Below are 24,887 nucleotides of genomic sequence, written 5' to 3'. Positions count from 1 at the left end.
GTGGCCTGCGCGGGACGAGGCGATTGATGATAAACTCCGGGTGCGGACATTGGCCGCCGAAGGTTGGCGTCGAGGTGGCGGCCGGCATCGAGGAGGGGGAATCATGGAAAGCTGGATCATCAATTTGATTGTGCAGGCGGTCGCCGGCGCGGCTGGCGGCACGGGCGCCGGCGCGGTGCTCAAGGACGCGAGCATGGGCAAGCCAGCCGACGCCATTACCGGCGCCATCGGCGGCGGCGTGGTGGGCCAAATCCTTGCGTCGGTGCTCGGCGGAGCGGCCGGCGGCGACGTGGCCGGCATGAGCGTGGGCAGTCTGGTGCAGGACATCGTCGGTGGCGGCGTCGGCGGCGCGGTGGTGATGGCCATCGTCGGCATGCTGCGCAACGCCATGATGAAGCGCTAGGGCGCCGCCTTTCCCATCGCGGGTGGGGCACTGTCCCGGCGTCAGGCGCGGGACAGCGGAGTCAGGGCTGCCAATTTGGCGGTAAACGCCTGGACACGTTCGATATCGTAATACTCGGTGAGCTTGACCGGCCAGCCGTCCTCGAAGGTCCAGAAGTTCACGATCGTGGTCTCGATCTGAAGGCCGGTGGCCTTGTGGCGGTAGTGGCTCGGGATCTCCAGTCCGGCGCGGTTATGCTGGAGCATCAGATCGCTCGTTTCGAAGCGCAGTAGATCGAATTCTTGCGCGACGGTGGCCCACCTTTGCAGCGCGGCAGTCTTGCCGCGGCGGAGACCGCCGAGCGGATGGATTTCGGTGGGGACATGGACCATGTGGCAGAAATCGGTGGGGAGGTAAGTGCCCAGCCATTCGATGTCCTGCGCCCGCCACGCGTCATAGATGTCGTTGAGGATGGTCTCGGTCTTCATTTTTGTTGCCCCCCGCGTAATGTCTCCCCCGATTGTTCCGGCTACAGATTATCACGAAACGGTTTCGGGACCACATTGGTTGAGGGAGCGCCAAACTTTGGATGGTGGCGATGAAGCCTGATCTCCGTCCCATGCTCGCGACCCTCACGGACAAGCCGTTTGACGATCCGGCCTGGATTTTCGAAACCAAATGGGACGGGTTCCGCGCCATCGCCGTCGCCACCCCAGGCCATGCCGCGCTCTACTCGCGAAACGGCAACGACATCTCGAAGAAGTACCCGTCGATCTGCGCGGCGCTGGCCAGGATCAAACAGAAGGCCGTGTTCGACGGCGAGCTGGTAGCGCTCGACGCCCATGGACGATCGCGGTTCCAGCTGTTGCAAAATGTCGGACGGGAGCCCACGCGACTGCAATATTGCGTGTTCGACCTGCTCTATCTCGACGGCAAAGATTTGCGCGATGAACCGCTGCTCAAACGGAAAGCGGCGCTTGCGAAGGTGCTGCCGAACAGCCCGTTCCTGCTCTACAGCACGCATGTGGTGGGCGAGGGCATCAAGGCCTTCAACAAGGCAAAGCGCGTCCACGAGGAAGGCGTCATCGCCAAGCTCGCCGACGGCAAATACTATTCGGGCAAGCGCACGCGCGAATGGCTCAAGGTCAAGGCGAGCCAAGAGCAGGAAGTGGTGATCGTCGGCTTCACCAAGCCGCGCGGGTCGCGCAAATGCTTCGGTGCGCTCCTGGTCGCGGTGCGCGACGGCAGGCACTGGAAGTATGCCGGCCGGGTCGGCACCGGCTTCGACGCAAAGACGTTGCGGGCGCTCCACGCCAAGTTCCTGCCGCTCACCACGCGCGCCAAGCCCATCGACAAGAAGGTGCCCGGCGAAACGAACACCACCTGGGTGAAACCGAAGCTCGTGGCCGAAGTTAAGTTCACTGAGTGGACCAAAGGCGGCGAGATGCGTCACCCGGTGTTCCTCGGCTTGCGCACCGACAAGCCGGCGACGCAGGTCGTGCGCGAAGTGCCAAAGCCGATCAAGCGCGCCACATCAACCGCCTAGTCGCTTGACCGAGGTCAATGCACCGCCGCTGGCCCGCCCTAGGCTTGCCCCAAGGAGGATGGCCCATGAGCACAGGCCTCGATACGTTCGACAAGACCGTCCAGGAGTCGAATCTTTGGCTCAAGGACATCATGGAGCGGCTCGACACGAAGGACCGCCACCATGCCTATTCCAGCTTGCGCGCGGTGTTGCACGCGCTGCGCGACCGCATCGGTCCGGAGAGCGCGGCCCATCTCGGTGCGCAATTGCCCATGCTACTGCGCGGTCTTTTCTATGAGGGCTGGGACCCGACCCACAAACCCACCAAGGAGCGTCACGAGGAGGACTTTCTCGCCCATATCGCGCTCGAGCTGCCGCGCGCCGCCGAGGGCGAAGTGGAGCAGGGCGCGCTTGCCGTGCTCGACGTGCTGTCGAAGCACATCGACCGCGGCGCTGCGATCAAGATCGCCGGCATGTTCCCGCAGGACCTGCGCAAGTTCTGGCCGGCCTTCATCCGGGAGGCGGTGAAGGGGCGCCAGCAGGGCGCGGCTTGAGCGTCAGCGCGTTCGCTTCATGAAGGCTGCGAACTGCTCCAAGTCGTAGAACTCGGAGAGGCTGACGGGCCAACCGTCCTCCAGCAGCCAGACATGCGTCTTGGTCGTGTCGAGCCATTTGCCGCTCGGCCGGTGCTTGCAGCGCGTGTGCACGTCGAGAACCACCCTGGTCTCGTCCGGCCTCATCAGGCCGGGGTCAATGCACTGCGTGTCGAACCCCTCGAAGATTTCCTGGAGCCGCAGGATCGTGGCTGCCTTGCCCTGGCGGTCCCCGCCCGCGGCGATCATCTCGCGTGGGATGTTCAAGGAGTGCGAGAAATCGGCCGGCAGATACGAGGCGAGGCGGTCAAGGTCGTGATCTCGCCACGCGTCGTAGATGTCCGCGAGGTTGGTCAGCGTGATTTTCGTAGACACGGGCCGCCTTCCTTCGGCTGGAAGGCCCACACTGTACCGCCGCGACCGGCGCCAATCGTTAACGGCTCTTACCCTTATAGGTGCGGGTGCCGGGCTTGCCCGACTTGGAGCGGGGGCGCGAGGTCCGCAAGGGGATTTCGCGGTTGTGCGGCCCCATCTCGTCGAGGCCCGGCTTGTGGGGCCGGGTAATGTCGATCTCCGCCGCCGTGCGCTCCAATTCGCCTTGCCGCGCCAGGGGGTCGTTGGCGATGGCGAGCTCCATCTGGCGCAGGCGCTTGACCTCGTCGCGGAGCCGCGCCGCCTCCTCGAATTCGAGATCCGCCGCGGCGGCGCGCATGCGCTTCTCCATGTCGGCGATGACCGCTTCGAGATTGTGGCCGATGGGCATCTGCTCGCCCTCGGCAAAACCGGCGCCGGCGTCGACCAGCACGTGGTCACGTTCGTAGACGCTCGCAAGGATGTCGCCGATGTTCTTCTTCACGCTTTCCGGCGTGATGCCGTTGGCGGCGTTCCACGCGGTCTGTTTCTCGCGGCGGCGGTTGGTCTCGGCCATGGCGCGCTCCATGGAGCCGGTGATGCCGTCGGCATAGAGGATGACCCTGCCGTCGATGTTGCGAGCGGCCCGGCCGATGGTCTGCACCAAGGATGTCTCGGACCGCAGGAAGCCCTCCTTGTCGGCGTCGAGAATGGCGACCAGCGCGCATTCGGGAATGTCCAGGCCCTCGCGCAGCAAGTTGATGCCGACCAGCACGTCGAAGGCGCCGAGCCGGAGGTCGCGGATGATCTCGATGCGCTCCAAAGTCTCGACGTCCGAGTGCATATAGCGCACCTTGATGCCCTGCTCGTGCATGTACTCGGTGAGGTCCTCGGCCATGCGCTTGGTCAGAGTTGTGACCAAGATGCGATAGCCCTGTTGCACGACCTTCCGCGTCTCGTCGATGAGGTCGTCGACTTGGGTGGAGGCGGGTCGCACCTCGACAGGCGGGTCGATGAGTCCGGTGGGGCGGATGACCTGCTCGGCGAACACGCCGCCGGTCTGCTCCAGCTCCCAACCGGCCGGGGTGGCCGACACGTAGACGGTCTGCGGCCGCATGGCGTCCCACTCCTCGAAGCGGAGCGGGCGGTTGTCCATGCAAGAAGGCAGGCGGAAGCCGTATTCCGCCAGGGTCGACTTGCGCCGGTAATCGCCGCGAAACATGCCGCCGATCTGCGGCACGGTCACGTGGCTCTCGTCGACGAACACCAGCGCGTTGTCGGGCAGGTACTCGAACAGAGTGGGCGGCGGCTCGCCGGCTTTGCGCCCGGTGAGGTAGCGCGAATAATTCTCGATGCCGGCGCAGGAGCCGGTCGCCTCGATCATCTCCAGATCGAACAGCGTGCGTTGCTCGAGCCGCTGCGCCTCCAGCAAGCGCCCGGCGCCGTTCAGCTCGGTGAGGCGCTGCTTCAGTTCTTCCTTGATGCCGCGGATCGCCTGTTTCAGCGTCGGCTTCGGCGTCACATAGTGCGAGTTGGCGTAGACCTTGACCATGCTGAACTCGTCGGTCTTGGCGCCGGTCAAGGGATCGAACTCGACCAGGCTCTCCACCTCGTCGCCGAACAGCGAAACGCGCCAAGCGCGGTCCTCCAAGTGGGCGGGCCACAGCTCGATGGTGTCGCCGCGCACGCGGAACGAGCCGCGCACGAAGTTCGCGTCGTTCCGCCGGTAGTGCAGGGCGACGAGATCGGCCATCAGTTGGCGCTGCTCGACCTTGTCGCCCCGCTTCAGGCTGAAGGTCATGGCCGTATAGGTCTCGACCGAGCCAATACCGTAGATGCACGACACGCTCGCCACGATGATGACGTCGTCGCGCTCGATCAGGGCGCGGGTCGCCGCGTGGCGCATGCGGTCGATCTGCTCGTTGATGGACGAGTCCTTCTCGATATAGGTGTCGGTGCGCGGGATGTAGGCTTCGGGCTGATAGTAGTCGTAATAGGAGACGAAATACTCGACCGCGTTCTCCGGGAAGAAGCTCTTGAACTCGCCGTAGAGCTGGGCGGCGAGCGTCTTGTTGGGGGCGAGGACCAGGGCCGGGCGCTGGGTCGCCTCGATCACCTTGGCCATGGTGAAGGTCTTGCCCGAGCCGGTGACGCCGAGCAGCACCTGGTCGCGCTCATGGGCATTCACCTGCGCCACGAGTTCGGCGATGGCCGACGGCTGGTCGCCCTTGGGCTCGAGCTCCGTCTCAATGCTGAGGGCGATGCCGCCTTCCGACTTCTCGGGGCGTGGTGGACGATGGGGCGTGAACGTGGCGAGGGCCCCGGTGACCAGCGGATGCTCCTGGATCAGCGGTTGCGGCGCCTCGCCGAAGCCAGGCGTGCGGCGGTCGGCGCCGAGCGGCAGGCCGGCAGATTCGCCGGTCACGGCGCGCGGCTCGGCGCGGGAGCCGAAGGTCTTCGGAACTCGATAGGGCATTGGCCGAATATGGCGGCAGGCGAGGGGCTTGGCTAGTGGCCGAACCCGGCGATGCGACGTTCCAATTTTGGCGGGTTCCGTTAAAAAGGTGGAAGGCTGGTCAGATCGCAGAGGGCCCATTGTTCTCCTTGATGCACGACGTCCCATTGTGGCTGACGGCCGTCGTCGTCACCCTGCTGGCGATGGCCTACGCAGTCGGTTTGATGCTGCTGACCCGTTACGCCTATGGTGTCAGCCGGCTGAGCCTCAACAACGAGGTCGCAGGCTTCAAGTTCGCCGTGGTGGGGGTGTTCTATGCGGTGATGCTGGCCTTCGTGGTTATCGCTGTGTGGGAGGACTACCGCGACACCGAGGCGGCCGTGCGCAGCGAGGCGACGGCGGGGGCCGATCTCTACCGCGTCACCTTTGCGCTGCCGGAGGATGGCGGCGCCGATATCCGGGGGCATCTGACGAGCTACGTCAAGGACGTGATCAAGGACGAATGGCCGTCCATGGCGGTCGGAAAGGCAAGTGAGACCGTCACTCGGCATCTCAACAAGCTCAGCGCGGCGATCTTCGCCGTGCAACCAGCGGATCAGAAGCAAGTCTCCCTATATGAACAGGCGCTCGATCTGCTCACGGTGATGAGCGATACCCGGGCCAAGCGATTGGACAGCGCCGCCGGCTCGGTGCCCGCCATCATGTGGTTTGTGCTCATTGTCGGCGGCCTGATCACCCTCGGCTATCCCGCGTTCTTCGCCTCGTCGAATGTCATCGCGCAGATCCTGATGACCGCGTCGCTTGCGGCTTTGGTGGCGCTGTCGCTGCTGCTCGGCCTTGCCTTCGACTACCCGTTTACGGGCGATCCGCACATCTCGCCGGCGCCGTTCGAAGAGGCCCTCGACGAGATGCCGGCAAAGTGGCCGCGTCCCTGACTTGGACTTGCTGTCTCAACGGAGGATCAAAGCGGTGCGGCAGCGGATGTGATTCGCGCGTAAGCGCCTGCGCTCGTGCTTAACGACGGCGAATCGTTGCACTGCGATGCACAATTTCCGGCGCAGGATGGCGCGATCAGAAAGAATTGGTTGTTGAAGTTCCGCGAAGAGCACTCGCTAAATTGCCACTTTCTGATGCAACAGCGTATATAATTGAAAAAAACAATTGACACGTGATGTGGGACGGCAAGCCTGGACCGAGTGAAGCGTGATTCGATGTACGCGTCCTATCGAACGGGTTGAGCGTCATCAAAACCGAATCGGAGCGAAACCATGGCTAGGAAAACTGGGAAGAAGCGCACAACGAGTAGGAAGAAGACAACTCGTAAGAGTCCGGCACGTCGCGCCACGGCGCGCCGCTCGACGGCACGTAAGACGGCGCGGCGGCCGGCCGCTCGCCGCACCGCGCGCAAGACAGCACGCAAGGGGCGGAAGACAGCACGCAAGACGGCGCGGAAGACGGCGCGCACAGGGCGGAAAACGGCGCGGAAGACTGGACGCGCGGGGCGCAAGACGGCGCGCAAGACCGGGCGCACAGGACGGAAGACGGCGCGCCGGTCCTCGGCACGCCGGTCGACCGCCCGCAAGAGCGGGGCGCGGAAGTCTGCGCGGAAATCGGCGGCGAAGAAACCCGCCGCGCGACGGGCGCCGGCTCGCAAGCCGGCGGCCAAGTCAGCAGCTCCCAAGCCGAAGGTAGCGGTCAAGCTGGCCGCTCCTCGGCCAATGGCAGCGGCGCCGGTGAGGCCCGCGCCGCCAATGCCGCAGCCCGCGCCACGGCCGATGGCACCGCCGTCGGGCGGCATGGCGCCGCGTCCTGCGAGCCCGGTGGGTGGTTCGCCCAGCTTCAACGCGCCGCGTCCATCGATGCCCGGAAGCATGCCGAGCTCGAGTCCGAGTCCGCAGCCTTACCGGCCGTCATGGGCGAGAGACGACGACGACTAGATGATTAAGAAGGGCCGGCTCGCGATGCCGGCCCTTCCTCTTTCGATTCGCCGCACAACTGTGTAGAAGCGGCGCGCCGGGGGCGCGGCACGGTTCCTTGCGTCTTCAGGCATCGCCGGTCTCCAAAACTTCCCCAAGGCTCCTCCATGACCTTCGTTGCCGGTTTGCTCAAGCCAGGGCTGTGGCTCTACGTCCTGCCCGTCGTGCTCCTCGTCTGCTCCAATGTGTTCATGACCATCGCCTGGTACGGCCATCTCAAGTTCAAGGCCGTTCCACTTGTCACCGTCGTGCTGGTGAGCTGGGGCATCGCGTTTGTAGAGTACTGGTTCGCCGTGCCGGCGAACCGCATCGGCAGCGCGGTTTATTCGCCTGCCGAGTTGAAGACGATGCAGGAGGTGATCACCCTGCTCGTGTTTGCCGTGTTCACCGCGGTCTACTTCAACGAACCTCTAAGCTGGACGCAGGGGGCTGGGTTTCTGCTGATCGCGCTCGGCGCGGCGCTCGTATTTCATGGTCAGGGGTAGCTTCCGGCTCGTCGCCGGGCGGGGTGGCCTCCGAGGGGGATTGCCCGCCCGGAGGCCATGTAAGGCTAGACGCCTCTGAAAATGTTGCCGATCGCGAGAATCACGTAGGCGACCACGGCAACCCAGAAACCATGCTCGGTGATGAATGGGATCGCCACGAATTTGCCGATGATGGCCAACGCCGCCAGAATGATCGAAATCACAAAGACGACCGTTGTCGGTGGTGACAGACTCATCTTCAGCCCTCCCTCTGTTGACGAGCGGACTGTAATCGTTTTCTGTGAAAAAGCGAGCCGGTTTGGGTGACCGGAAGGTGACGGAACGGGCTTGCGCGCGGGGCGGGAAGCCTACCATAAGGAGGCGTGGTGATGGGTCCGATGATGCGGCTGGTCCTGGGGCTTGTGGTACTTGCCCTCATCTTGGGAGGCGTTGCGCTCGGGTTTCCAAGCCACGTAACGGTGCAGCGGTCGGTCGTGATCAACGCCCCCGAGTACGCGATCTTTCCCTATCTCAACAATCTGCGCCGGTTCCCCGATTGGTCGCCGTGGTCGGCTCGCGATCCGAACATGAAGGTGACCTATTCGGGGCCGGAGCAAGGCAAGGGCGCGAAGATCGAGTGGGCGAGCGAGCAGCCGTCCATCGGTGCAGGCAACATGGAGATCGTCGAAAGCGAACCCTCCCGGAACGTCAGCCTCACCGCGAATTTCAACGGCTTGGAGGGGACGAGCTCCTATGAGCTCTCGCCCGACGGCGCAGGCAGCAAGGTCACCTGGGGCTTCGGCTACGATTCAGGCTCGAGCCCACTCAAGCGGTGGAAGGCCCTGATGCTCGACGGCTTCATCGGCGCGGAGTACCGCACCGGACTGGAGAGGCTGAAGGCGCGGGTGGAGGAGGATCGCCGTCCCGCAGGTCCCGCGGTCGTCGTGCCGCCGCAGCCAATACCGCAGGTGCCGCCGAGCGAGACGGTCGTGCCCCAGAGCCCGGGTCAAGGAGTACAACCAGCTCCGGCTCCGGAGCAGCCTCCGGCGGCGCAAGCCACGCCGCAGCCCGGTGCGCCGCCGCCGCCGCCGCGGGCAAGATAAGATTGCTCTACAGCTTGTGCTGATCGCCGGTTTGTGCCGCCGCCGGCAACTCGCGCTGAGGCGCCTCGACTCGCTCGATCGGCCCGCACTTGAACAAGGAGGCCGCCGCATCGCTGAGGCCGGCCTCGCTCGCGGCGAGGTGAGGATCGACCACGTGCCGGCGGGTGAACGTGTAGACGCAGGTTGCCCCGTCGGCTGCCGTGAAGGTGATGCTGTCGCCGACCGGCGCGTCGCCCAGCACGACGTCGCCAAGCGCCACGTCGCCAACTGCCACGTCGCCAAGCCCGTCTGCCTCTTGCGCCGCTTTGGCGTTTGTCGCGCGATGCCACGCCGTGGACCGGGGCGTGTCGGCGTGTTTCGTGATGGCGGCGCTCAAACCGAGGCGCGGCACGTTCGCTGCCGGCGCAAGCGACATGTTCACCGATAGGTCTTCCCACGGCCAGCGCTCCGGCCCCGATTGGCCGGCGAGCGCCTGCTCCCAGGCGCTTTGACGAAGGGCATGGGCGATACCAGTCTCGGTCCACTCATCCTTGAGATGGACCGTTCCGGCAAGAAGCAGAACAGCAGCCGCTCCAGCCCCCCATCCGAGCATGGTACGCGGGCGAGGAGAGAGGAGGAGGAACTGCACCGACCCCCGTTTCGGCATCAGATCCTCCTCCCGATCCGCCGCGGGGAGGCATTGTCGCGGCGGGAGTGACGCCACGCGAGCGGCGTCACCGCGCTAGGGATGTTGATCAATAGCAAGTCGAATCCTCCGAATTGCCTGATGCCGTGCCCCGTCAAACTCCGAGGCAGTCGGAGTCTGCCCTGTTCGCCGGTGGCGGTCAAATGGGGCAGAGCAGCGGTCATCGGGCGACCCTCCGCGCCCGCCGGGGTGCGTCGTGCGCCCGGCGTTCTTGGCGCCACAGGATCAAGGTCAATCCGCTGAGGAAGGTGAGCAAGAACAAGAAGATGGCGATCCGCTGGTTGAGGTCGAGCGTGGCTTGCGGCAGAGCCGAGGGCTCGGGCGCGGGCTTGGGCACGACTGTCAAGGGCAGAACTGGATAGGCCTCGTCCGCAGTAGCCGCCTCCGACTCCTCGAGCGCCGCTGAGTCGGCAGGGGCCGTAGCCGCATCTGCCGTGGGAAGAGGTGGAGAGGCGGGCAGTGCTTGACTGGGGTCGAAAGCAAGAGCTTGGCGCCGCTTGGCGAGCGCATAGCCTGGGTCGGACTGGAGTTGGGCTTGCGCCGCCGCCATGTTTTGCAGTTGCGGCGACAGCGCCCTTTGAACCGGGGCCGCGGTGCCGAACACCTTGTCGTAGACCCAGCCGTCGGGGAGGTTGAGTGGAAGATTGGTCGTCGTGACATCCGTGCCATCAGGGCGCGTCTTCATGGTGTCGATGGCGACGAGGCTCGTCTGGCTCGACACCAGATGATGCTCGAGCGCGACCGCTTCGATCTGTTTGTCGATGCCGGTTGCCATGAAGTCTGTGGCGGCCTTGGCTTCGAGCGCGGCGATCTTGCTGCGCGCCCATAGCTTGGCGACGCCTTCGCCGCCGATTGCGTCGCCGAGCCGCAAGGCGGCCGTCCAGGGCTTGCCGTCGAACAGGCCCGACAGGCGCAACTCGCCGGTCATGGCGCCGACTTTGGCCGCAAGCACGACTGGTTCGCCGGCATAAAGATCGGGGAGGGGGTTCGGCCACACCTCGACGGTGGTTCCGGCAGGCCATTCGGCTTTGAGGCTGACCATCACCGGCTTCTCGAGCTTGGCGAACAACTCGCTCATGCGCTCAAGCACCTGGGCGTCGGAGCCGATATGGGTGAAGGTGCCGCGGCCAAGTTCGGAAGCCTGCCGCATGAAGTAGCTGTTCGGGGCCGAGCCGATGCCAACGGTGAACAGGCGCGAGCGGCCAAGATTGGCGGCAATCTCGGCGAAGAGCTGCGCCTCGTTGCCCACCGAGCCGTCGGTGAGGAACACCACCTGACGGAGCCGACTCGTGTCGGCCGGGGTGAGATCGGCGAGCGCGGCCTTCAGCGCCGGCAGCATCTCGGTGCCGCCTTCGGCATCGAGGCGCGAGACGAAATGCTTGGCGACGGCGAGGTTCTCCGCCGTGGCATCGACGGGCGCGGGAAACACCGTGTCCATGGTGTCGTCGAAGCGGATCACATTGAACTTGTCGCCGGGACGCAGGCGGTCGAGGGCGAGGAGGAGGCTCTGCTTCGCCTGGACGATCGAGGTGCCGGCCATGGAGCCGGAATTGTCGATGACGAAGATAATCTCGCGCGGCAGCACCTTCGGGGCCGCGTCCAAGGTCGGCGGCGTGACCATGGCGACGAGATAGTCCTGGCCATTGACGACCTCGTGGAACAGGGCGGTCTGCGGGGTCGCGGCGCCCTTGGGCCGCCACGTCAGCTCGAAGTCCTTGTCGGCGGGGACGGTGCCGTCCGCTAGCTTCAAGGTGGCCGTCTCGTCGCCGGTGCGCGTGAGCGAAATCTTGTGGAAGGCGCTCGCAACATCGCCGAGGACGAAGCCCGCATTCAGCTTCACTTCGATCGACACCGGGTTGATCTTGCCTGCCTTGGCAGGGTCCAGCACCGGCGGGGTGATACGGTCGCGGTCCGGCACGGGATCACTGGGGACTTGCGTGCCGCCGAAATCGACGACGTTCACCCCGCTAGGCGCAGGGTTGTAACGGGGGGCGACGACGAGCGGGAAGCGCAGCGAAAATGCGCCGCCGTCCTGCTTCACCGTCTCCTGATACTCGATGCGAATGACCACCGTTTCGCGGGGGCCGATATTCGCGACCGAGTTGGTGAAGATGTTGGGACGCTCCTGCTCGACCAGGCTCGCCTTCTGGCCGGCGTCCTTGGCTGCTTCGTAGAGCGCCTTGGCGTCGTCGCGGCCTTTGATTTCGCCCTCGATGACGCGGTCGCCGATCTCCATGCGCAAGGCGTCGACGGCGGACTGCTCGGGGAGCGGAAATACATAGATGCCTTCGAGCCAGTCGTCACCCGGGTTCTCGAAGCGCTGGACGACGACGGTGCGGGCGATGGTGCCGTTGACCGTGGTGACGATGTCGGTGGCGAGGCGCGGAGCCTCGACATAGCCATCCTCCGACTTGAGGAGCAGGGCGCCGGTGGTCATGTCGCCGGGTTTAACCAAGCCCGCGTCGGCCGGCGGCATAGGCTCGGCGCGCGCCAAGAAGCTCGGGGCGGTGAATGAAACGACGAGAAGAAACAGAAGAGATAGAAATGCCAGAGGCTTAGAGGAGGCCGGAGCTTGACGACGCAAGGTCATTGATTAGCCCTCGATTCTCGGCACGAGGACAAGTGGACCACGCCATTGGGGCGCACCTTTAACCGTATTGTGGCTCCAGGACGGACGTCCCCGCCACAAGTGTGGCGCAATTGGGGAGGGACCGCTGCCCCCGAGGATGCCGGAACCGGACGCGGGGCGATGCGGTTAGCTCCCGATCAAGGGATGTCCGGAGCCGTTTCGATCCTGGTGTCCCAAAGTTCACAACCCCCAAGGAGCCACCCATGACCGCGACCAAATCGCTGGAAGACCTCTTCGTCCACCTGCTCAAGGACGTCTACTACGCCGAAAAGCAAATCCTCAAGGCCCTGCCCAAAATGGCCAAGAAAGCCGATTCCGATCAGCTCCGGCAGGCATTCGAGCATCATTTGAAGGAGACCGAGGGCCAGGTTCAGCGGCTGGAGCAGGTGTTCGAACTGTGCGGCCTGAAGCCTGCCGGCAAGACATGCCCGGGCATCAAGGGCATCATCGAGGAGGGTCAGGAGAGCATCAAGGACGCCAAGGATCCGGACGTCCTCGACGCCGGCATGATCGCCGACGCGCAGGCGGTCGAGCACTATGAGATCGCCCGCTACGGCACGATGATCGCGTGGGCGAACCAGCTCGGCATGACGGACGCCGCGCACCTCCTCCAGGAGACCCTTGACCAGGAGTACAACGCCGACAGGCTCCTGACCGAGCTTGCCGAAGGCCAGCTCAACCGCCAGGCGGCGTGACAGCGTCACCTCTTGCCTAAGAACCGCGCAGCGCGGGCATCCCGCCCGCGCTGCGGCCTTTATGCACGGCCTTATTTGTGCATTGCACTTGCGGCGGGAAGCGCGCGCGCCTAGGTTTCCACCGCATTTTCCGGCCTCGTAACATCTCGTCAGGGGTTCTTCATGGGACTGGTTGCCCGCACGCTCGAACGGGTCAAGCCTTCGCCGACCATGGCCATCACCAACAAAGCGCGCGAGATGAAAGCCTCGGGCTTCGACGTGATCGGTCTTGGCGCCGGCGAACCCGACTTCGATACGCCCGACAACATCAAGCAGGCGGCGATCGAAGCCATCGAACGCGGTGAGACCAAGTATACCGCGGTCGACGGCATCCCCGAGCTCAAGCAGGCGATCAGCGAGAAGTTCGCCCGCGAGAATGGCCTCGACTACAAGCCGAGCGAGATTACCGTCGGCAGCGGCGGCAAGCAGGTGCTGTACAACGCGCTGCTCGCCACGCTCGATCCCGGCGACGAGGCGATCATCCCGGCGCCCTATTGGGTGAGCTATCCCGACATTGTTCTATTGTCAGGAGCGGAGCCGGTCATCGTCGACACGAACCTCGAAGATGGCTTCAAGATCACGCCGACGCAGCTGGAAAAGGCCATCACGCCAAAGACCAAGTGGTTCATCTTCAACTCGCCGTCGAATCCGACGGGCGCGGCCTATACATGCGACGAGATCAAAGCGTTGACCGAGGTGCTGTTGCGCCACGAGCGCGTGTGGGTACTGTCCGACGACATCTACGAGCACCTCGTCTACGACGACTTCAAGTTCACCACGCCGGTGCAGGTCGAGCCGAAGCTGAAGGAGCGGACCCTGACGTTGAACGGCGTATCCAAGGCGTATTCCATGACCGGCTGGCGCATCGGCTATGGTGGCGGGCCGGCACCGCTAATCAAGGCGATTAGCACGCTGCAATCGCAGTCGACGTCGAACCCGTGCTCGATCAGCCAATGGGCGGCGGTCGAGGCGTTGCGCGGTCCGCAGGATTTCTTGAAGGGCTGGGTCAAGTCGTTCCAGGAGCGGCGCGATCTCGTCGTGTCCATGCTCAACCAAGCCAAGGGGATCGACTGCCCGACGCCGGAGGGCGCCTTTTATGTGTATCCGTCCTGCACCGGGTGCATCGGCAAGACGACGCCACAGGGCAAGACCATCGCCAGCGACGAGGACTTCGCCACGGCGCTGCTCCAGGAAGAGGGGGTGGCGGTGGTGCATGGCGCGGCGTTCGGGCTGTCGCCTTTCTTTCGCATTTCCTACGCGACCGGCATTGAGGCGCTGGAGGAGGCGTGCCGCCGCATCCAGCGGTTTTGCGCGAGCCTGAGCTAGACCGGTCTATACTCCCGCGCGGGACAAGCGAGAGGGCGAGCCATGAAATTCTCAAAGCTCAGCACGGCCAATCAGATCGAAGGCAAGATCATGGAGATCCGCAAAGGGGCCGTGACCGCCATCGTCTATGTGCAGATCGCCGGCGACACCATGGTCGAGGCAAGCGTCACCATCGCTTCGCTGGAGACGCTCAAGCTCTACGAGGGCAAGGCGGTGGCGCTGATCATCAATCCCGTCGACATCATGATCGGCTGCGAATAGCGCTCCGGCCCTGACTTGGAGCGGGCCCCGGCCTACCCCGACGACCCATGGACACCATCGTCACAGCGGAAAGACCGGGCTCGGGCGACCGCGCGGCGCGGGTCCTTCGCTTGGCGAACGGCAGAGGGATCGGCTACGCCGAATACGGCGACCCGCACGGCTTGCCGGCGATCGCGCTGCACGGCACGCCGGGCTCCCGCTACATGTTCGCACTGACCGACGAGGGCGCGCGGGCGCGAGGCTTGCGGCTCATCGCGCCTGAGCGGCCAGGGTACGGGCTTTCCGAATTTCAGCGCATGGATTCGCTGGCCGAGACCGCGGCCGACGTGGAGGCGATTGCAGACGCGCTCGGGCTTGACCGGTTCGCGTTGATCGGGGTGTCAGGCGGCGGACCGTACGCCATCGCCGCGGCGGCGTTGCTGAAGTCCCGCGTCCTTCGGCTCGCGCTGATCGGCCCGGTAGGCCCCCTCGCCGAGTGTGGCGACCACATCCGCATGACGCATCTCCACCGGCTCATCTTCACCCGCATGGCGCCGTCGCATCATGCGGCGGGCGCCTTCTTCGCCAGCTTGCGCTTCCTGGTCGACTGGGCTCCGGGCGTCGCCTATCACATCTTGATGCAGCGGGTGACGGAGAGCGACCGCATCATCATGCACCGGCCTGAGGTCAGGGCCAATCTTCAAGCGGCGATCAGTGAAGGCTTGCGGTCAACAGTAGAGGGCGCGCTCCAGGACTTGCGGCTCTATTGCGGGCCGTGGGACGTGCGGCTCGCCGAGATCGACGTGCCGGCAATCATGTGGCAAGGCAGCGACGACACCATCGTGCCGGCCGACGCCGCCTATCACCTCGCCGGTGCCTTGCCCAATTGCCGGCTGGAAGTCGTGGAGGGCGCCGGCCACTATTGGGTGTTCGGCGATTTTGGCCGCGTGCTCGATGCGGTGCGCGCCACATGGCCAAACCCATGACGCCGGTTTTCACTCATTGCGCGCTGCACGTCGCCGACCTCGCGGAATCGATCGCCTTCTACGAGAGCTACTGCGATATGAAGATCGTCAAGGAGCACGGCGAGGGCAAAGCCCGCGTTGTTTGGCTCGCAAGCCCCGGCGCGGAGGAGAGCTTCGTTCTCGTGCTGCTCGGCGGCGGGCCTGAGCGCACTCAGGACGCGGACGACATGACCCATTACGGGTTCGGCGTGGGCAGTCGCGACGACATCGACAGGATCGCCGCGCGGGCGAAGAAGGACGGCTGCCTGCATTGGGAGCCGCGCGACTACGCACCGCCCACCGGCTATCTCTGCGGGGTCAAGGACCCGACCGGCTACATCGTCGAGTTCTCCTACGGCCAGCCGCTCGGCCCGCACCAGGGGTAACAGCTAGAATTGGCTGTAGATGCGGCAGCAGCAGTCCTTCGAGCCGTCGGCGTGAAAGTTGCAGACCTGCTTCTCCGCGGCCCCCTGGCATTGCGGCGGATGGGCATTGGGGGGAATCCCGGTGCTACAGCGCTGCGTATAGGGAATGCAATGGCCGCCGAGCAGCTCCGAATTCTCAGGGCACGAGGTGGGCAGGGCAGCGGGAGTCTGTGTTGCGGTCCCGGGGCCCACCGGCGGCAGTGCCTCTTGCTGGACGTCGCCTTGCCAGGGGCCGCCATCCGACGGCTCGGAAGGAGTTGTCTTCCGACCCGGCCTGCGGTTCTTCCCCGACTGCCCGCCGTCGAATGAGCGCTGGCAGGTGAAGCTGCCGTCGACCGTGCCGCATTTGAAGAGGACCTCGCGGGCCAGGGAGCGCTCGATCTGCGGCGCAAACCGCGGCATTAGGGCGTTCGCTTCGCTGGGGAAAAAGTAGGCCGCTCCCCAAGAAAGCGCGGCAACCAAGAAGGCACAAATGCAACGCATGGCAATCTCACGAGGTGATGGGTGGCCACCATAACGGAAGGCCATAGGGTGGGCAAAGGCGCGAGGAGGCTCCGCGCCGCCGCCGCCTGAACTGAATCGGCCCCCTTGCCAGAGTGGCTTCGGCTTGACACGATAGGTTCATCGAGGCTCGCGCAGGGGGAAAAGAGCCGAAAATCGGCCCTTCCTGCGGCGTGTTGTAAGGGAGGAGAGCATGGGCCAAGCGCAGGGCCAACCAGCCCGCAGCGCCCGCTGCATCGCACTGGTTGGCCCCTATCTCAGCGGTAAGACGACACTTCTGGAATCCATCCTGGCGCGGACCGGCGCCATCAAAAGGCAGGGCACGACCGCCGCCCACAACACGGTCGGCGATGCCTCGGAGGAGGCCCGTCACCACGGTATGAGCGTCGAGCTCAACGTCGCCACGATCGATTTTCTCGGCGATAGCTTCACCTTCCTCGATTGCCCGGGCTCCATCGAGTTCCAGGCCGACGCCGCCAACGCGCTGACCGCCTGCGACGCCGCCGTGGTGGTCTGCGAGCCCGACGAGAAGAAGGTGCCGGCGCTCCAGCTCATCCTCAAGCAGCTCGAAGACCGAGGAATTCCGCATTTCCTGTTCCTCAACAAGATCGATAAGGCGGAAGCGCGGGTGCGCGACATCGTGCCGATGCTCCAGCCGGCGTCAACCAAGCCGCTGGTGCTGCGCCAGATTCCCATCTGGGAGAACGACATCGTCACCGGTTTCATCGACCTCGCGCTCGAACGCGCGCATGTCTATCGCGAGCACGCGCCCTCCGAGGTGATCGAGATCCCGGCGGCGCTCTCCGAGCGCGAGAAGGAGGCCCGCTTCTCCATGCTGGAGAAGCTCGCCGACTACGACGACGAGCTGATGGAGCAATTGCTGGAGGACGTGCCGCCGCCGCGCGACAAGGTGTTCGACGACCTCTCCAAGGAGCTGCGCGAAGGGCAAATCTGCCCGGTACTGCTCGGCTCGGCGGAGAACGGCAACGGCATTTTGCGGCTGCTCAAGGCGTTGAGGCACGAAGCCCCTTTTGTCCAAACCACGGCTGAGCGTCTCGGCGTCGAGGGTGCGTCCTCGTGCGCCTACGTGCTGAAGACCTTCCATACCGCGCATGGCGGCAAGCTGTCGCTCGCGCGCGTGCTCGCCGGCACGTTCGCCGACGGCGCCACAATCCATAGCAATGACGACGAGGAACGCATCGCCGGCGTGCTCAGCCTGATGGGGCAGGAGCCGGTGAAGCGCGGACCGGCGGAACCTGCCGACACAGTGGCCTTCGGCCGCCTCGACGGCATCAACACCGGCGCCACCTTGTCCACGGAGAAGGGCGCTGGCCTTGACCTCGAACGGGCGGCGATCAACGAGCCGGTGTTCGGTCTTGCCATCGCCGCCAAGGAAAAGAAGGACGAGGTGAAGCTCACCGCGGCGCTCGCCAAGATCATCGAAGAGGACCCGTCGCTGTCCATCACCCACAACCAGGACATGGGTGAGATGGTGCTATGGGGGCAGGGGGAGATGCATTTGCGCGTGGCGCTCGAGAGGCTCGTGCGCAAATACGGCATCGACGCCTCCACCCGGCCGCGCCAAATCCCGTACAAGGAAACCATCCGCAAGTCGGCCGAGGTGCGCGGCCGCCACAAGAAGCAGTCCGGAGGCCACGGCCAGTTCGGCGACGTGGTGGTGACAATCGGACCCTTGCCGCGAGGCCAAGGCTTCGAGTTCTCCGACAAGATCACCGGCGGCGTCGTGCCCAAGAACTACATCCCGAGCGTCGAGATCGGGGTTCGCGACTATCTGCACTCGGGGCCGCTCGGCTTCCCTGTGGTCGATGTGGGCGTGTGTCTAATCGATGGCTCCTACCACTCGGTGGATTCGTCGGACATGGCGTTCCGCCAGGCCGGGCGCATCGCCATGAGCGAAGGCATGCCGCAATGCCAGCCGGTCCTGCTCGAACCGATCATGGCGGTGGAGATCGCCGTGCCATCGGAGGCAACAGCCAAGATCAACTCGATCGTGTCCTCGCATCGTGGGCAAATCCTCGGCTTCGACGCGCGGCCGGGCTGGCCCGGCTGGGACGTGGTGCAGGCAAATATTCCGGAAGCCGAGATCCAGACCTTGATCGTCGAACTCCGCTCGGCGACGGCGGGGGTGGGCACGTTCCACGCCAAACCCGACCACCTGGCTGAGCTGACCGGCAAGGCCGCTGACCAGGTCCTGGCCCATCGCGGCGCCAAGGCGGCATGAGGTGCGGGATCAGCGTAGGGTGGGCAACGCCATTTCCGTTGAGTCCCAGGAGGAGGGCATGGCGCTCGCGCGCCTTTGTCCACCGGGCAGGTCTTGCCCCAACCGGCCCAGCCCGCTAGACGTGTGCCGATTTCTTGATCATTGACCGTAGACAGAGGGTGTTCCCATGACCGTATTCCCGCAGCTTGACATCCCCGAGACCCTTGCCGCCGGCCCCGGGCCGGGGAACACCGACCCGCGCGTGCTCGAGCGCTTCGCCAAGACCGGCGTTGCCGACCATATGCAGAAGGACGTGCTGCGCGGCATGCTAGAAGCCAAGCAGATGCTGCGGGAGCTGTGGGGTACCAAGAACGTCTATACCTACGGCGTCGCCGGCACCGGCTTCGACGGCCTCGACTGCGCGCTCTCTCTGATCCTGCCGGGCGACAAGGTGGTGGTGTTCCCCAACGGCACCTTCTCCGGCATCGACAGCCTCACCATTCGCATGAAGGCGGCGACGAAGGACGAGCTCGCCGCCGACTCCCTCAATCCCAAGCCGGCGAGCGTCGTCACCGTCGAGACGCCCCACGGCCAGTCGGTGACAGGCGAGACAGTGGACAAGGCCCTCGCCAAGCACAAGCCGATGTGGGCGTTCATGGCCCATTGGGAGACGGGCTCGGGCCGGGTCAACGACCTCAAGGGCTTCAACGACGCCTGCGTGAAGCACGGCGTCATGGGCATCGTCGACGCGGTGTCGTCACTGGGCGTCTGCGACTTCAACATCGACGACTATCCGGGCGTGGTCGCTTGGGCGTCGTGTCCGCAGAAGGGCGTGCTGTCACTGCCGCTGACCTACGCGCCGGTCAGCTTCACCGACAAAGCCATTGAGATGGTGCGGAAGCGCGGCTGCCGCACTTATGTACACCACCCGATCCTCGACGCGCGCCACTGGGGCATCATCGACGGCAAGGACGTGGACACGCCGGGCTATCACCAGACCCATTCGTGCTATGCGGTCGCCGCGTTCCACGAGGCGCTGCGCATCATTCTCGGCTACGGCCGCCGCCGCAAGGCCACCGACTATCAGTATCACGAGAAGGCGCTGCGCCAGGCGGTCGAGGCCATGGGCTGCGAGGTGACCTCCAACATGCCGAGCCTGGTCGTGCTCAACCTGCCGGGCAAGCTCAAGGGCAAGGAGAAGGAATTGGTGCAAGGCGCCCGGGCGCAAGGCTTCGGCATCTGGCCAACCCTGTCGGAGCCGGTGCAGGTGCGCATCGGCATTCTCAACCAGCTCAGCCCGGAGCAGATCGGCGAGATCACGAGCCGCTTCGCCGACGCCATGCTCGCCATGGGCGCGCAGTTCGACAAGCAGCAGGTGATGAACCAGCTCAAGTCGTACTACGCCAAGGCGGCTTAAAGCGCTCGTGTTTCGCCTGTAAGAGTGCAGCTTGCTCCCCGCTCCCCCCTTGTGGGGGAGCACGCGCGCCATTTGCGCGCGGAGGGGGTGTGGGACTTGCCACCCTCCCGCGGCGCCAATCCTTCGCTTCGCGAAGGTTCGCCGCTGCCCTCCCCCACAAAGGGGGGAGGGGAAAGTGTGCAGTACCCTTGGCTACTACGGCTCGACGCAGGTGGCGAAGACGCCAAACCCCGGCGCTCTGGCATTGCGGCGAAGCTCGTCCCGCGCCTCGCGGCAGGCGACCTGGGTGGTGAAATCGATCACGGTCGTGGTCGCCGTGCTGCCGGTCGTGCCGGTGGCGCCATAGAGCGTGAAGACGATCATTCTGCGCCCTTCCGACTCGGCGTGGGCGGTCGTGAGCATCAAGCCCGCAAAGAGAACAGCAAGCGCAAGTCTGGTCATTGGACTCCCCCTATACGCTGGTACTCGTCAAGCGTGGGTTGCGCCTCCCCAACGCTCCCCCGATTGAACCACACGGACTTCCACCCTGGAAGTGGGGTGTATCCCCGAGTTTTCGAACCGTTTCGCCGCCCGTAACTATTGGATAAGGCTGGAGGTTTAGCGTTGGATAGGCCGGAGGTCTGGCGTTGGATCGTTCCATGCCCTCCGCTCGAGTACCGTTGTGACGAATGAGCCCTTATCCAGTGGCGCCGCAGCGTCTGGCCGGCGTCTGAGCCCCGCGACTTTTGGCCTAGCAAGCCTGGTGGCGGCGGTGGTGCTGATCGCGGTCGTCGTCATACCGCAATGGCTGTCGCAACAGGCGCGATGGGACATGCTGCGGTCGCATGTCGGCGAGATCGGCCGGCTCGCCGCCAGCGTCGTCGACGGCGACCTGCACCGCAAGCTGCTCGACCCGAAAAACTACAGCAAGGAGCTTTAGAGGCGATATTCATCGCCGTTGGCGGCGCGCAAGGTATCGCCGTCGATGGAGACGATGTCGGCGCCGGTGCCGAACGGCTCCACCTGAACGCTGCAGTAGCGCTCGATCAGCAGCACGAGGGCGAGCACGAGCACGAGCGCGATGATCTTGCCGAGGGCGTTGACGAACGTGGTGCGGGCGGAGACCGTCCGCGTCGGCGTACTGCGGCGATTCTTGGCTCGCATGGCTATCGCGCTCAGCCCCGCTGGCGCCGGCGGCCCTACGGCGCCACCAGCTCGACGCGTCGGTTGAGCGCGCGGCCCTCGTCCGTGGCGTTGGAGCCTATCGGAGCGAGAAAGCCGACGCCCGCCGTGCGCATGCGTTTCGGCGCGATTTTATAGTCCTTGGCGAGGGCGGCGGCGACAGCTTCGGCGCGGCGCCGCGACAATTCCATATTGTAGTCGTAGGCGCCCTGATTGTCGGTGTGGCCGACAATGAACACATTGAGCGCGGGCTGGCCGGTCAGCAGCTTGGCAATCTCGGCGAGGGTTGGGGCGCTCTCAGGCTTGATCAACGCCTTATCGGTGTCGAAATAGATGCCGTAAAGGGCGATATGCCCCGCCTCGCCGAGGCCCTTGGCCATGGCGGCGGCATCGATCATCTTGTTCTCGATGGCGCCGACCACGGCGACGACGAGCTGGGCATAGATATCGTCGTTGTTCTGGCTAACTAGCACCGTGGCATAGGTCTCGCCGGCCTCGGTCGCCTTGCGCCCCGCGTAGTAGCGATAATTGAAGCCGTCGACCCACATCAGCGGAATCGGCAGCACGTCGAGCGCTTCGGTGAAGGGGATGCCGCCGCATTCGTCGGTGGTGCAGGAGATGAGCGTCTCGAAGCCGGCCTTCGCCAGCTGCGTTTCGAAATTGCGCGAGACCTCGAGCATGGACGGCCCAGGCCCCGTCCTGTAGGCGATCCGCGTGATGCGCCCCTCCGGCTTGATCTCAGCTGTTGGCTTGCCGTCGGCGAACGGCGCCGCCTGAAGCCGCGTGGCGTCGAAGTCCTTGACCTCATAGCCGCTGATGACGCTGCCGGCGAAGCGGCCGATACCCGGATAATCCTTGGCGCCTTCGACATCGCCGGTCTCGGCCAGAGTAAGGTGTGGCGCGTAAGACAGAGCGGTGAAGACGAGAAGGGCAAACAGCGCGACGTTCATTCTCCGCATGACGGCCTCACATCATTTAAGCGACAGGAAAGATCTACCCGCCGTCGATCTGCCGGCCGATAATGGCGATCGCCTGCTGATAGACCCCCGCCGCGTTCCACTCTTGAAGCGCCGCGAAGTTGGGCTGACCGGGCTGATAGCCCGCGCCAGGCTGCCAGCCACCCTTGCCGCGCAAGAAGTTGGCCGTGGAGGCGAGCGCGTCGGCCTTGGAGTTGAGGTCGATCACGCCGTTGCCGTCGCCGTCGACCGCATAGAGCAGGATCGACTTCGGCAGGAACTGAGTCTGGCCCACCTCGCCATGCATGGCGCCGCGCTGGGCGGGGTTCAGAATGCCGCGGTCGACGAGCTGGAGCGCGGCATAGAGATGGCCGGTGAAATATTCCGGGCGGCGGCAGTCATAGGCCAAGGTGGCGACGGCGGAAAGCACGTTCTGATTGCCCATGAAGCTGCCGAAGCCCGTCTCCATACCCCAGATGGCGATCAGCGGCCCGGCGGGTACGCCGTAGCGCTGCTGGATTGCGTTGAAGAGGGCGGCATTCTGCTGCTTGATGCGCTTGCCCTTGGCGGCGATGGCCGGGCCGCCGCGCTTCGCCATGAACTGGTCGAGACCGAGCTTGAAGCTCTTCTGGCCGCGGTCGGCGCGGATGGTACCGACCGAGTAGGTCGTGCCCATCAGCGCCTGGACGCCGCGCTGGCCGATGCCGTTGGCTTGGGCCTCTTGCGCGAAGATGCGCTTCCACTTGTCGAAGCCGGCGGAACTATTGCCGCACGGGGCGGCGTGGGCTTGGGTTGCGGTGAGGAGGAGCGCCGCCGCGGCGAGCGCCATCAATCGTTCATGCGCCATATGGGCCTTCCGTGGTTCGGAGGCCCGGGCGAAAAAGCGCCGAACCGCCATCCTTGAGATGTCTCTTGCCTCGGATGTCCGCCCGTTTCGAGCGACCAACCCTAAAAGACTTTTCGTCCCTCGGATGCTCCGTCCTCAAGGACGCGTGTCGTTTCCCCGCGGGTTCCATTTCTACCGTGAGGCTCCGGGGCTTGGCAATTGGGGTTAAGCGGAAGCCAAATCCTCGCGAATCAGGCATGATTCCGAGCATGGCAGATCGATCCAGGCTCGCGACCGAACGCATGACCGTGAGCGTCGTGCGGGTGGCGCGGGCGCCGAAGCGCTCCAGAGTCAAGTTCGTCGCGCTCGACGGGCCCATGGTGGTGATGATCGAGGCGGATAGCGCGGACGACGCGCAGGCACTCTGCGCCGAAGAGGGACTCGAATTCGTCTGCCTCTGCGACGAGTGACGTCCCGCTCTCCCTCCCTCGCGGAGAGGGGACGACGGCAAATGGCGCATTCCGGGCCTTGGCGTCTATTGACTCGCTATCGGCCGGGAAAAGGCGCACAGTTCTGTATCGCCGGTAAGAGCAATAACAGGCACCGACGGCTGAGAGCCTAAGACTCCCGCCTGCAAAGCATGGAGGGAGTAATGAGCCCTCAAATCCCCCGACTTGATCGATACGATCCGAGGATGCTTGAGGCCTTCGAGTCCAGCTGGGTGGTGATTCAGTCTCGCGATCCTTTTCGCGATTTCGAAAGGGATACGGAACTCAAGACGGTCCTCAGGCTTAAGCTCATGGCGCTTGCCGCGGATGGGGTGACCGATCCCGATGAGCTTCAAGAGTGGGCCCTTGAAGGCCTCCTGCTCAACTGACGCCGAGACCTCTCTCCGCGACATCACCCCTTAGCCTCGAGGCTTCGGACTTCCTGCGATCTAACCCTAAGAGGCCTAACATGAACGAGTCCTTCAATCCCCAAAAGGCCGCCGAGAACGCGCGCGACACATACCGCACGACAGCCGCCCAATTCGAGAATTTGGCCGTCGATAATCCCTTCTCGGAGGCGATGCGCACTCTTGCCGAGAAGAACGTGGCTCAGACGCGCGAGCTCTATGAGCACAGCAAAGTGGCTCTCGAAACCGCGCTGGAGACGGTGGAGCGGTCTTTCGACTCCATGGGCCAGGGCGCCATCGCGCTGAACCACAAGGTCATCGACATCGCCCAACGCAACGTCAATTCCGGTCTGGACCTGGCGAAGAGCCTGGCCGGGGCGAAGACCCTCGCCGAGGCCATCGAATTGCAGGCCGCCTATTGGCAGAGGCAGTTCGGCGTCCTCGCGGACCAGGCCGAGGAGGTGCGCAACCTGTCGACCCAGGTCACCGCCGATGCGGCCAAGCCGATCAAAGAGCAAGCGGCGCGTGGCATGAAGGAGCTGCGCAAGGCGAGCTAAGCCGGCGCATTTCCCTATCGCTTCAACGCGAGGCGGAGCGTCTCAGACTTTCGGCGGCTTCGCTGCCCTCGCCGTAGCGGCCTGCATGTTGCGGAAGGCGTCGGCCATGAGCCAGGAGAGCTGCTGCGCTTGGATGCCGAAAGTCTGCATCTGGGTCTGCACATAGCGGCTCTGCAGGGTGACGACCTCCTGCATGTCTTTGGCCTTGGCGATTTCGCTGGCGAGCGCGAAGGACCGCTCGGCGTTCTCCTTGGCAAAGGCGATGGCACGGTCCTGGAGCGCCTTGAAGTTGTCGGCCTCGGGGATGCCCGAAGCCGACCAGGCGTTCATGGCCTGACTCATGAACTCCATGAACTGGCCGTAGGCCACGCGCGCCTGCTCGACGTTCTTCTCGGCGAAGTCACGCATCTCGGCCGGTATCTCGAACATTGGTTTGTCTGCCATGACTTCCCCTTAAGCCC

General features: G+C 64.7%; 30 protein-coding genes. 18 read left to right on the top strand and 12 right to left on the bottom strand.

What is annotated here, in order from left to right; genetic code table 11:
* Positions 1 to 103: 103 nt before the first annotated feature.
* Entirely contained in the window at positions 104 to 403 is a 300-nt protein-coding gene (locus tag ACRECX_RS08785; RefSeq protein ID WP_431558455.1) for a hypothetical protein, read from the top strand.
* 41 nt (positions 404 to 444) lie between these two features.
* On the opposite strand, the gene ACRECX_RS08780 is transcribed toward ACRECX_RS08785, so the two are convergent.
* Positions 445 to 870, bottom strand: coding sequence for a nuclear transport factor 2 family protein (locus ACRECX_RS08780; RefSeq protein WP_431558454.1), 426 nt, complete (start codon positions 868 to 870; stop codon positions 445 to 447).
* A 110-nt stretch (positions 871 to 980) separates the two neighbouring features.
* Between ACRECX_RS08780 and ligD the strand changes: the two genes are divergently transcribed.
* Complete coding sequence (ligD, locus tag ACRECX_RS08775; protein WP_431558453.1) at positions 981 to 1,928, top strand: non-homologous end-joining DNA ligase; 948 nt, start codon at positions 981 to 983, stop codon at positions 1,926 to 1,928.
* A 65-nt stretch (positions 1,929 to 1,993) separates the two neighbouring features.
* Complete coding sequence (locus tag ACRECX_RS08770; protein WP_431558452.1) at positions 1,994 to 2,461, top strand: DUF2267 domain-containing protein; 468 nt, start codon at positions 1,994 to 1,996, stop codon at positions 2,459 to 2,461.
* Positions 2,462 to 2,464: 3 nt separating this feature from the next.
* Here the strand turns inward: ACRECX_RS08770 and ACRECX_RS08765 are convergent, their stop codons facing one another.
* Together ACRECX_RS08765 and uvrB are read right to left on the bottom strand one after the other, a co-directional pair.
* A complete protein-coding gene (locus tag ACRECX_RS08765) occupies positions 2,465 to 2,875 on the bottom strand; it encodes a nuclear transport factor 2 family protein (protein WP_431558451.1) in 411 nt (136 codons plus the stop codon).
* Positions 2,876 to 2,933: 58 nt separating this feature from the next.
* Positions 2,934 to 5,327 (bottom strand): excinuclease ABC subunit UvrB, encoded by a 2,394-nt coding sequence (gene uvrB, locus ACRECX_RS08760; RefSeq protein WP_431558450.1) that lies wholly within the window; start codon positions 5,325 to 5,327, stop codon positions 2,934 to 2,936.
* 131 nt (positions 5,328 to 5,458) lie between these two features.
* On the opposite strand from uvrB, the gene ACRECX_RS08755 reads away from it, so the two are divergent.
* The 3 genes from ACRECX_RS08755 to ACRECX_RS08745 all read left to right on the top strand — a co-directional run bounded on the left by ACRECX_RS08755 (position 5,459) and on the right by ACRECX_RS08745 (position 7,767).
* On the top strand, positions 5,459 to 6,241 hold the full coding sequence (locus ACRECX_RS08755; protein WP_431558522.1) for a DUF4239 domain-containing protein: 783 nt from the start codon (positions 5,459 to 5,461) through the stop codon (positions 6,239 to 6,241).
* 333 nt (positions 6,242 to 6,574) lie between these two features.
* Positions 6,575 to 7,243, top strand: coding sequence for a hypothetical protein (locus ACRECX_RS08750; protein WP_431558449.1), 669 nt, complete (start codon positions 6,575 to 6,577; stop codon positions 7,241 to 7,243).
* Positions 7,244 to 7,389: 146 nt separating this feature from the next.
* The gene (locus ACRECX_RS08745) at positions 7,390 to 7,767 is read left to right on the top strand and encodes a DMT family protein (RefSeq protein ID WP_431558448.1); all 378 of its coding nucleotides are present in this window, start codon (positions 7,390 to 7,392) and stop codon (positions 7,765 to 7,767) included.
* A 65-nt stretch (positions 7,768 to 7,832) separates the two neighbouring features.
* Here ACRECX_RS08745 and ACRECX_RS08740 read toward each other — a convergent pair whose 3' ends face one another.
* Complete coding sequence (locus ACRECX_RS08740; RefSeq protein WP_431558447.1) at positions 7,833 to 8,003, bottom strand: hypothetical protein; 171 nt, start codon at positions 8,001 to 8,003, stop codon at positions 7,833 to 7,835.
* A gap of 132 nt (positions 8,004 to 8,135) precedes the next feature.
* On the opposite strand from ACRECX_RS08740, the gene ACRECX_RS08735 reads away from it, so the two are divergent.
* Complete coding sequence (locus ACRECX_RS08735) at positions 8,136 to 8,849, top strand: SRPBCC family protein (RefSeq protein ID WP_431558446.1); 714 nt, start codon at positions 8,136 to 8,138, stop codon at positions 8,847 to 8,849.
* 7 nt (positions 8,850 to 8,856) lie between these two features.
* Here the strand turns inward: ACRECX_RS08735 and ACRECX_RS08730 are convergent, their stop codons facing one another.
* Together ACRECX_RS08730 and ACRECX_RS08725 are read right to left on the bottom strand one after the other, a co-directional pair.
* On the bottom strand, positions 8,857 to 9,495 hold the full coding sequence (locus ACRECX_RS08730) for a hypothetical protein (RefSeq protein WP_431558445.1): 639 nt from the start codon (positions 9,493 to 9,495) through the stop codon (positions 8,857 to 8,859).
* A 199-nt stretch (positions 9,496 to 9,694) separates the two neighbouring features.
* Positions 9,695 to 12,124, bottom strand: a complete 2,430-nt coding sequence (locus ACRECX_RS08725; RefSeq protein WP_431558444.1) for a marine proteobacterial sortase target protein — start codon at positions 12,122 to 12,124, stop codon at positions 9,695 to 9,697.
* Positions 12,125 to 12,366: 242 nt separating this feature from the next.
* On the opposite strand from ACRECX_RS08725, the gene ACRECX_RS08720 reads away from it, so the two are divergent.
* The 5 genes from ACRECX_RS08720 to ACRECX_RS08700 all read left to right on the top strand — a co-directional run bounded on the left by ACRECX_RS08720 (position 12,367) and on the right by ACRECX_RS08700 (position 15,853).
* Entirely contained in the window at positions 12,367 to 12,858 is a 492-nt protein-coding gene (locus tag ACRECX_RS08720; RefSeq protein ID WP_431558443.1) for a ferritin-like domain-containing protein, read from the top strand.
* 162 nt (positions 12,859 to 13,020) lie between these two features.
* Positions 13,021 to 14,223, top strand: a complete 1,203-nt coding sequence (locus ACRECX_RS08715) for a pyridoxal phosphate-dependent aminotransferase (protein ID WP_431558442.1) — start codon at positions 13,021 to 13,023, stop codon at positions 14,221 to 14,223.
* Between the two features lie 42 nt (positions 14,224 to 14,265).
* Positions 14,266 to 14,484, top strand: a complete 219-nt coding sequence (locus ACRECX_RS08710; protein WP_431558441.1) for a TOBE domain-containing protein — start codon at positions 14,266 to 14,268, stop codon at positions 14,482 to 14,484.
* Between the two features lie 47 nt (positions 14,485 to 14,531).
* Positions 14,532 to 15,449: an alpha/beta fold hydrolase gene (locus tag ACRECX_RS08705; RefSeq protein WP_431558440.1), complete on the top strand. Its 918-nt coding sequence runs from the start codon at positions 14,532 to 14,534 to the stop codon at positions 15,447 to 15,449.
* Complete coding sequence (locus tag ACRECX_RS08700; protein WP_431558439.1) at positions 15,434 to 15,853, top strand: VOC family protein; 420 nt, start codon at positions 15,434 to 15,436, stop codon at positions 15,851 to 15,853. The genes ACRECX_RS08705 and ACRECX_RS08700 overlap by 16 nt, the downstream gene beginning before the upstream one ends.
* Positions 15,854 to 15,856: 3 nt before the next feature.
* Here ACRECX_RS08700 and ACRECX_RS08695 read toward each other — a convergent pair whose 3' ends face one another.
* Positions 15,857 to 16,294: a hypothetical protein gene (locus tag ACRECX_RS08695; RefSeq protein WP_431558438.1), complete on the bottom strand. Its 438-nt coding sequence runs from the start codon at positions 16,292 to 16,294 to the stop codon at positions 15,857 to 15,859.
* A gap of 292 nt (positions 16,295 to 16,586) precedes the next feature.
* Between ACRECX_RS08695 and ACRECX_RS08690 the strand changes: the two genes are divergently transcribed.
* Positions 16,587 to 18,635 (top strand): elongation factor G, encoded by a 2,049-nt coding sequence (locus ACRECX_RS08690; protein WP_431558437.1) that lies wholly within the window; start codon positions 16,587 to 16,589, stop codon positions 18,633 to 18,635.
* A gap of 166 nt (positions 18,636 to 18,801) precedes the next feature.
* On the top strand, positions 18,802 to 20,031 hold the full coding sequence (locus tag ACRECX_RS08685; protein ID WP_431558436.1) for an aminotransferase: 1,230 nt from the start codon (positions 18,802 to 18,804) through the stop codon (positions 20,029 to 20,031).
* Positions 20,032 to 20,226: 195 nt separating this feature from the next.
* On the opposite strand, the gene ACRECX_RS08680 is transcribed toward ACRECX_RS08685, so the two are convergent.
* A complete protein-coding gene (locus ACRECX_RS08680) occupies positions 20,227 to 20,472 on the bottom strand; it encodes a hypothetical protein (protein WP_431558435.1) in 246 nt (81 codons plus the stop codon).
* Between the two features lie 301 nt (positions 20,473 to 20,773).
* Between ACRECX_RS08680 and ACRECX_RS08675 the strand changes: the two genes are divergently transcribed.
* A complete protein-coding gene (locus ACRECX_RS08675) occupies positions 20,774 to 20,950 on the top strand; it encodes a hypothetical protein (RefSeq protein ID WP_431558434.1) in 177 nt (58 codons plus the stop codon).
* Here ACRECX_RS08675 and ACRECX_RS08670 read toward each other — a convergent pair.
* The 3 genes from ACRECX_RS08670 to ACRECX_RS08660 are packed head-to-tail and all read right to left on the bottom strand — an operon-like array spanning position 20,947 to position 22,995.
* On the bottom strand, positions 20,947 to 21,174 hold the full coding sequence (locus ACRECX_RS08670) for a hypothetical protein (RefSeq protein WP_431558433.1): 228 nt from the start codon (positions 21,172 to 21,174) through the stop codon (positions 20,947 to 20,949). The genes ACRECX_RS08675 and ACRECX_RS08670 overlap by 4 nt on opposite strands.
* Positions 21,175 to 21,209: 35 nt before the next feature.
* A complete protein-coding gene (locus ACRECX_RS08665) occupies positions 21,210 to 22,151 on the bottom strand; it encodes an OmpA family protein (protein WP_431558432.1) in 942 nt (313 codons plus the stop codon).
* Positions 22,152 to 22,185: 34 nt separating this feature from the next.
* Positions 22,186 to 22,995, bottom strand: coding sequence for a lytic murein transglycosylase (locus ACRECX_RS08660; RefSeq protein ID WP_431558431.1), 810 nt, complete (start codon positions 22,993 to 22,995; stop codon positions 22,186 to 22,188).
* Positions 22,996 to 23,243: 248 nt separating this feature from the next.
* Here ACRECX_RS08660 and ACRECX_RS08655 point away from each other — a divergent pair, with 248 nt between their 5' ends.
* From ACRECX_RS08655 to ACRECX_RS08645, 3 genes are all read left to right on the top strand, one after another.
* Entirely contained in the window at positions 23,244 to 23,444 is a 201-nt protein-coding gene (locus ACRECX_RS08655) for a hypothetical protein (RefSeq protein WP_431558430.1), read from the top strand.
* 182 nt (positions 23,445 to 23,626) lie between these two features.
* Positions 23,627 to 23,851, top strand: a complete 225-nt coding sequence (locus tag ACRECX_RS08650; RefSeq protein ID WP_431558429.1) for a hypothetical protein — start codon at positions 23,627 to 23,629, stop codon at positions 23,849 to 23,851.
* An 80-nt stretch (positions 23,852 to 23,931) separates the two neighbouring features.
* Positions 23,932 to 24,426 (top strand): phasin family protein, encoded by a 495-nt coding sequence (locus ACRECX_RS08645; RefSeq protein WP_431558428.1) that lies wholly within the window; start codon positions 23,932 to 23,934, stop codon positions 24,424 to 24,426.
* Between the two features lie 42 nt (positions 24,427 to 24,468).
* Here the strand turns inward: ACRECX_RS08645 and ACRECX_RS08640 are convergent, their stop codons facing one another.
* Positions 24,469 to 24,870: a phasin family protein gene (locus ACRECX_RS08640; RefSeq protein WP_431558427.1), complete on the bottom strand. Its 402-nt coding sequence runs from the start codon at positions 24,868 to 24,870 to the stop codon at positions 24,469 to 24,471.
* Positions 24,871 to 24,887 lie beyond the last annotated feature (17 nt).

The organism is Methyloceanibacter sp., assembly GCF_050726195.1.
Lineage (GTDB): Bacteria > Pseudomonadota > Alphaproteobacteria > Rhizobiales > Methyloligellaceae > Methyloceanibacter.
This window is presented reverse-complemented; position numbering and strand designations above follow the sequence as displayed.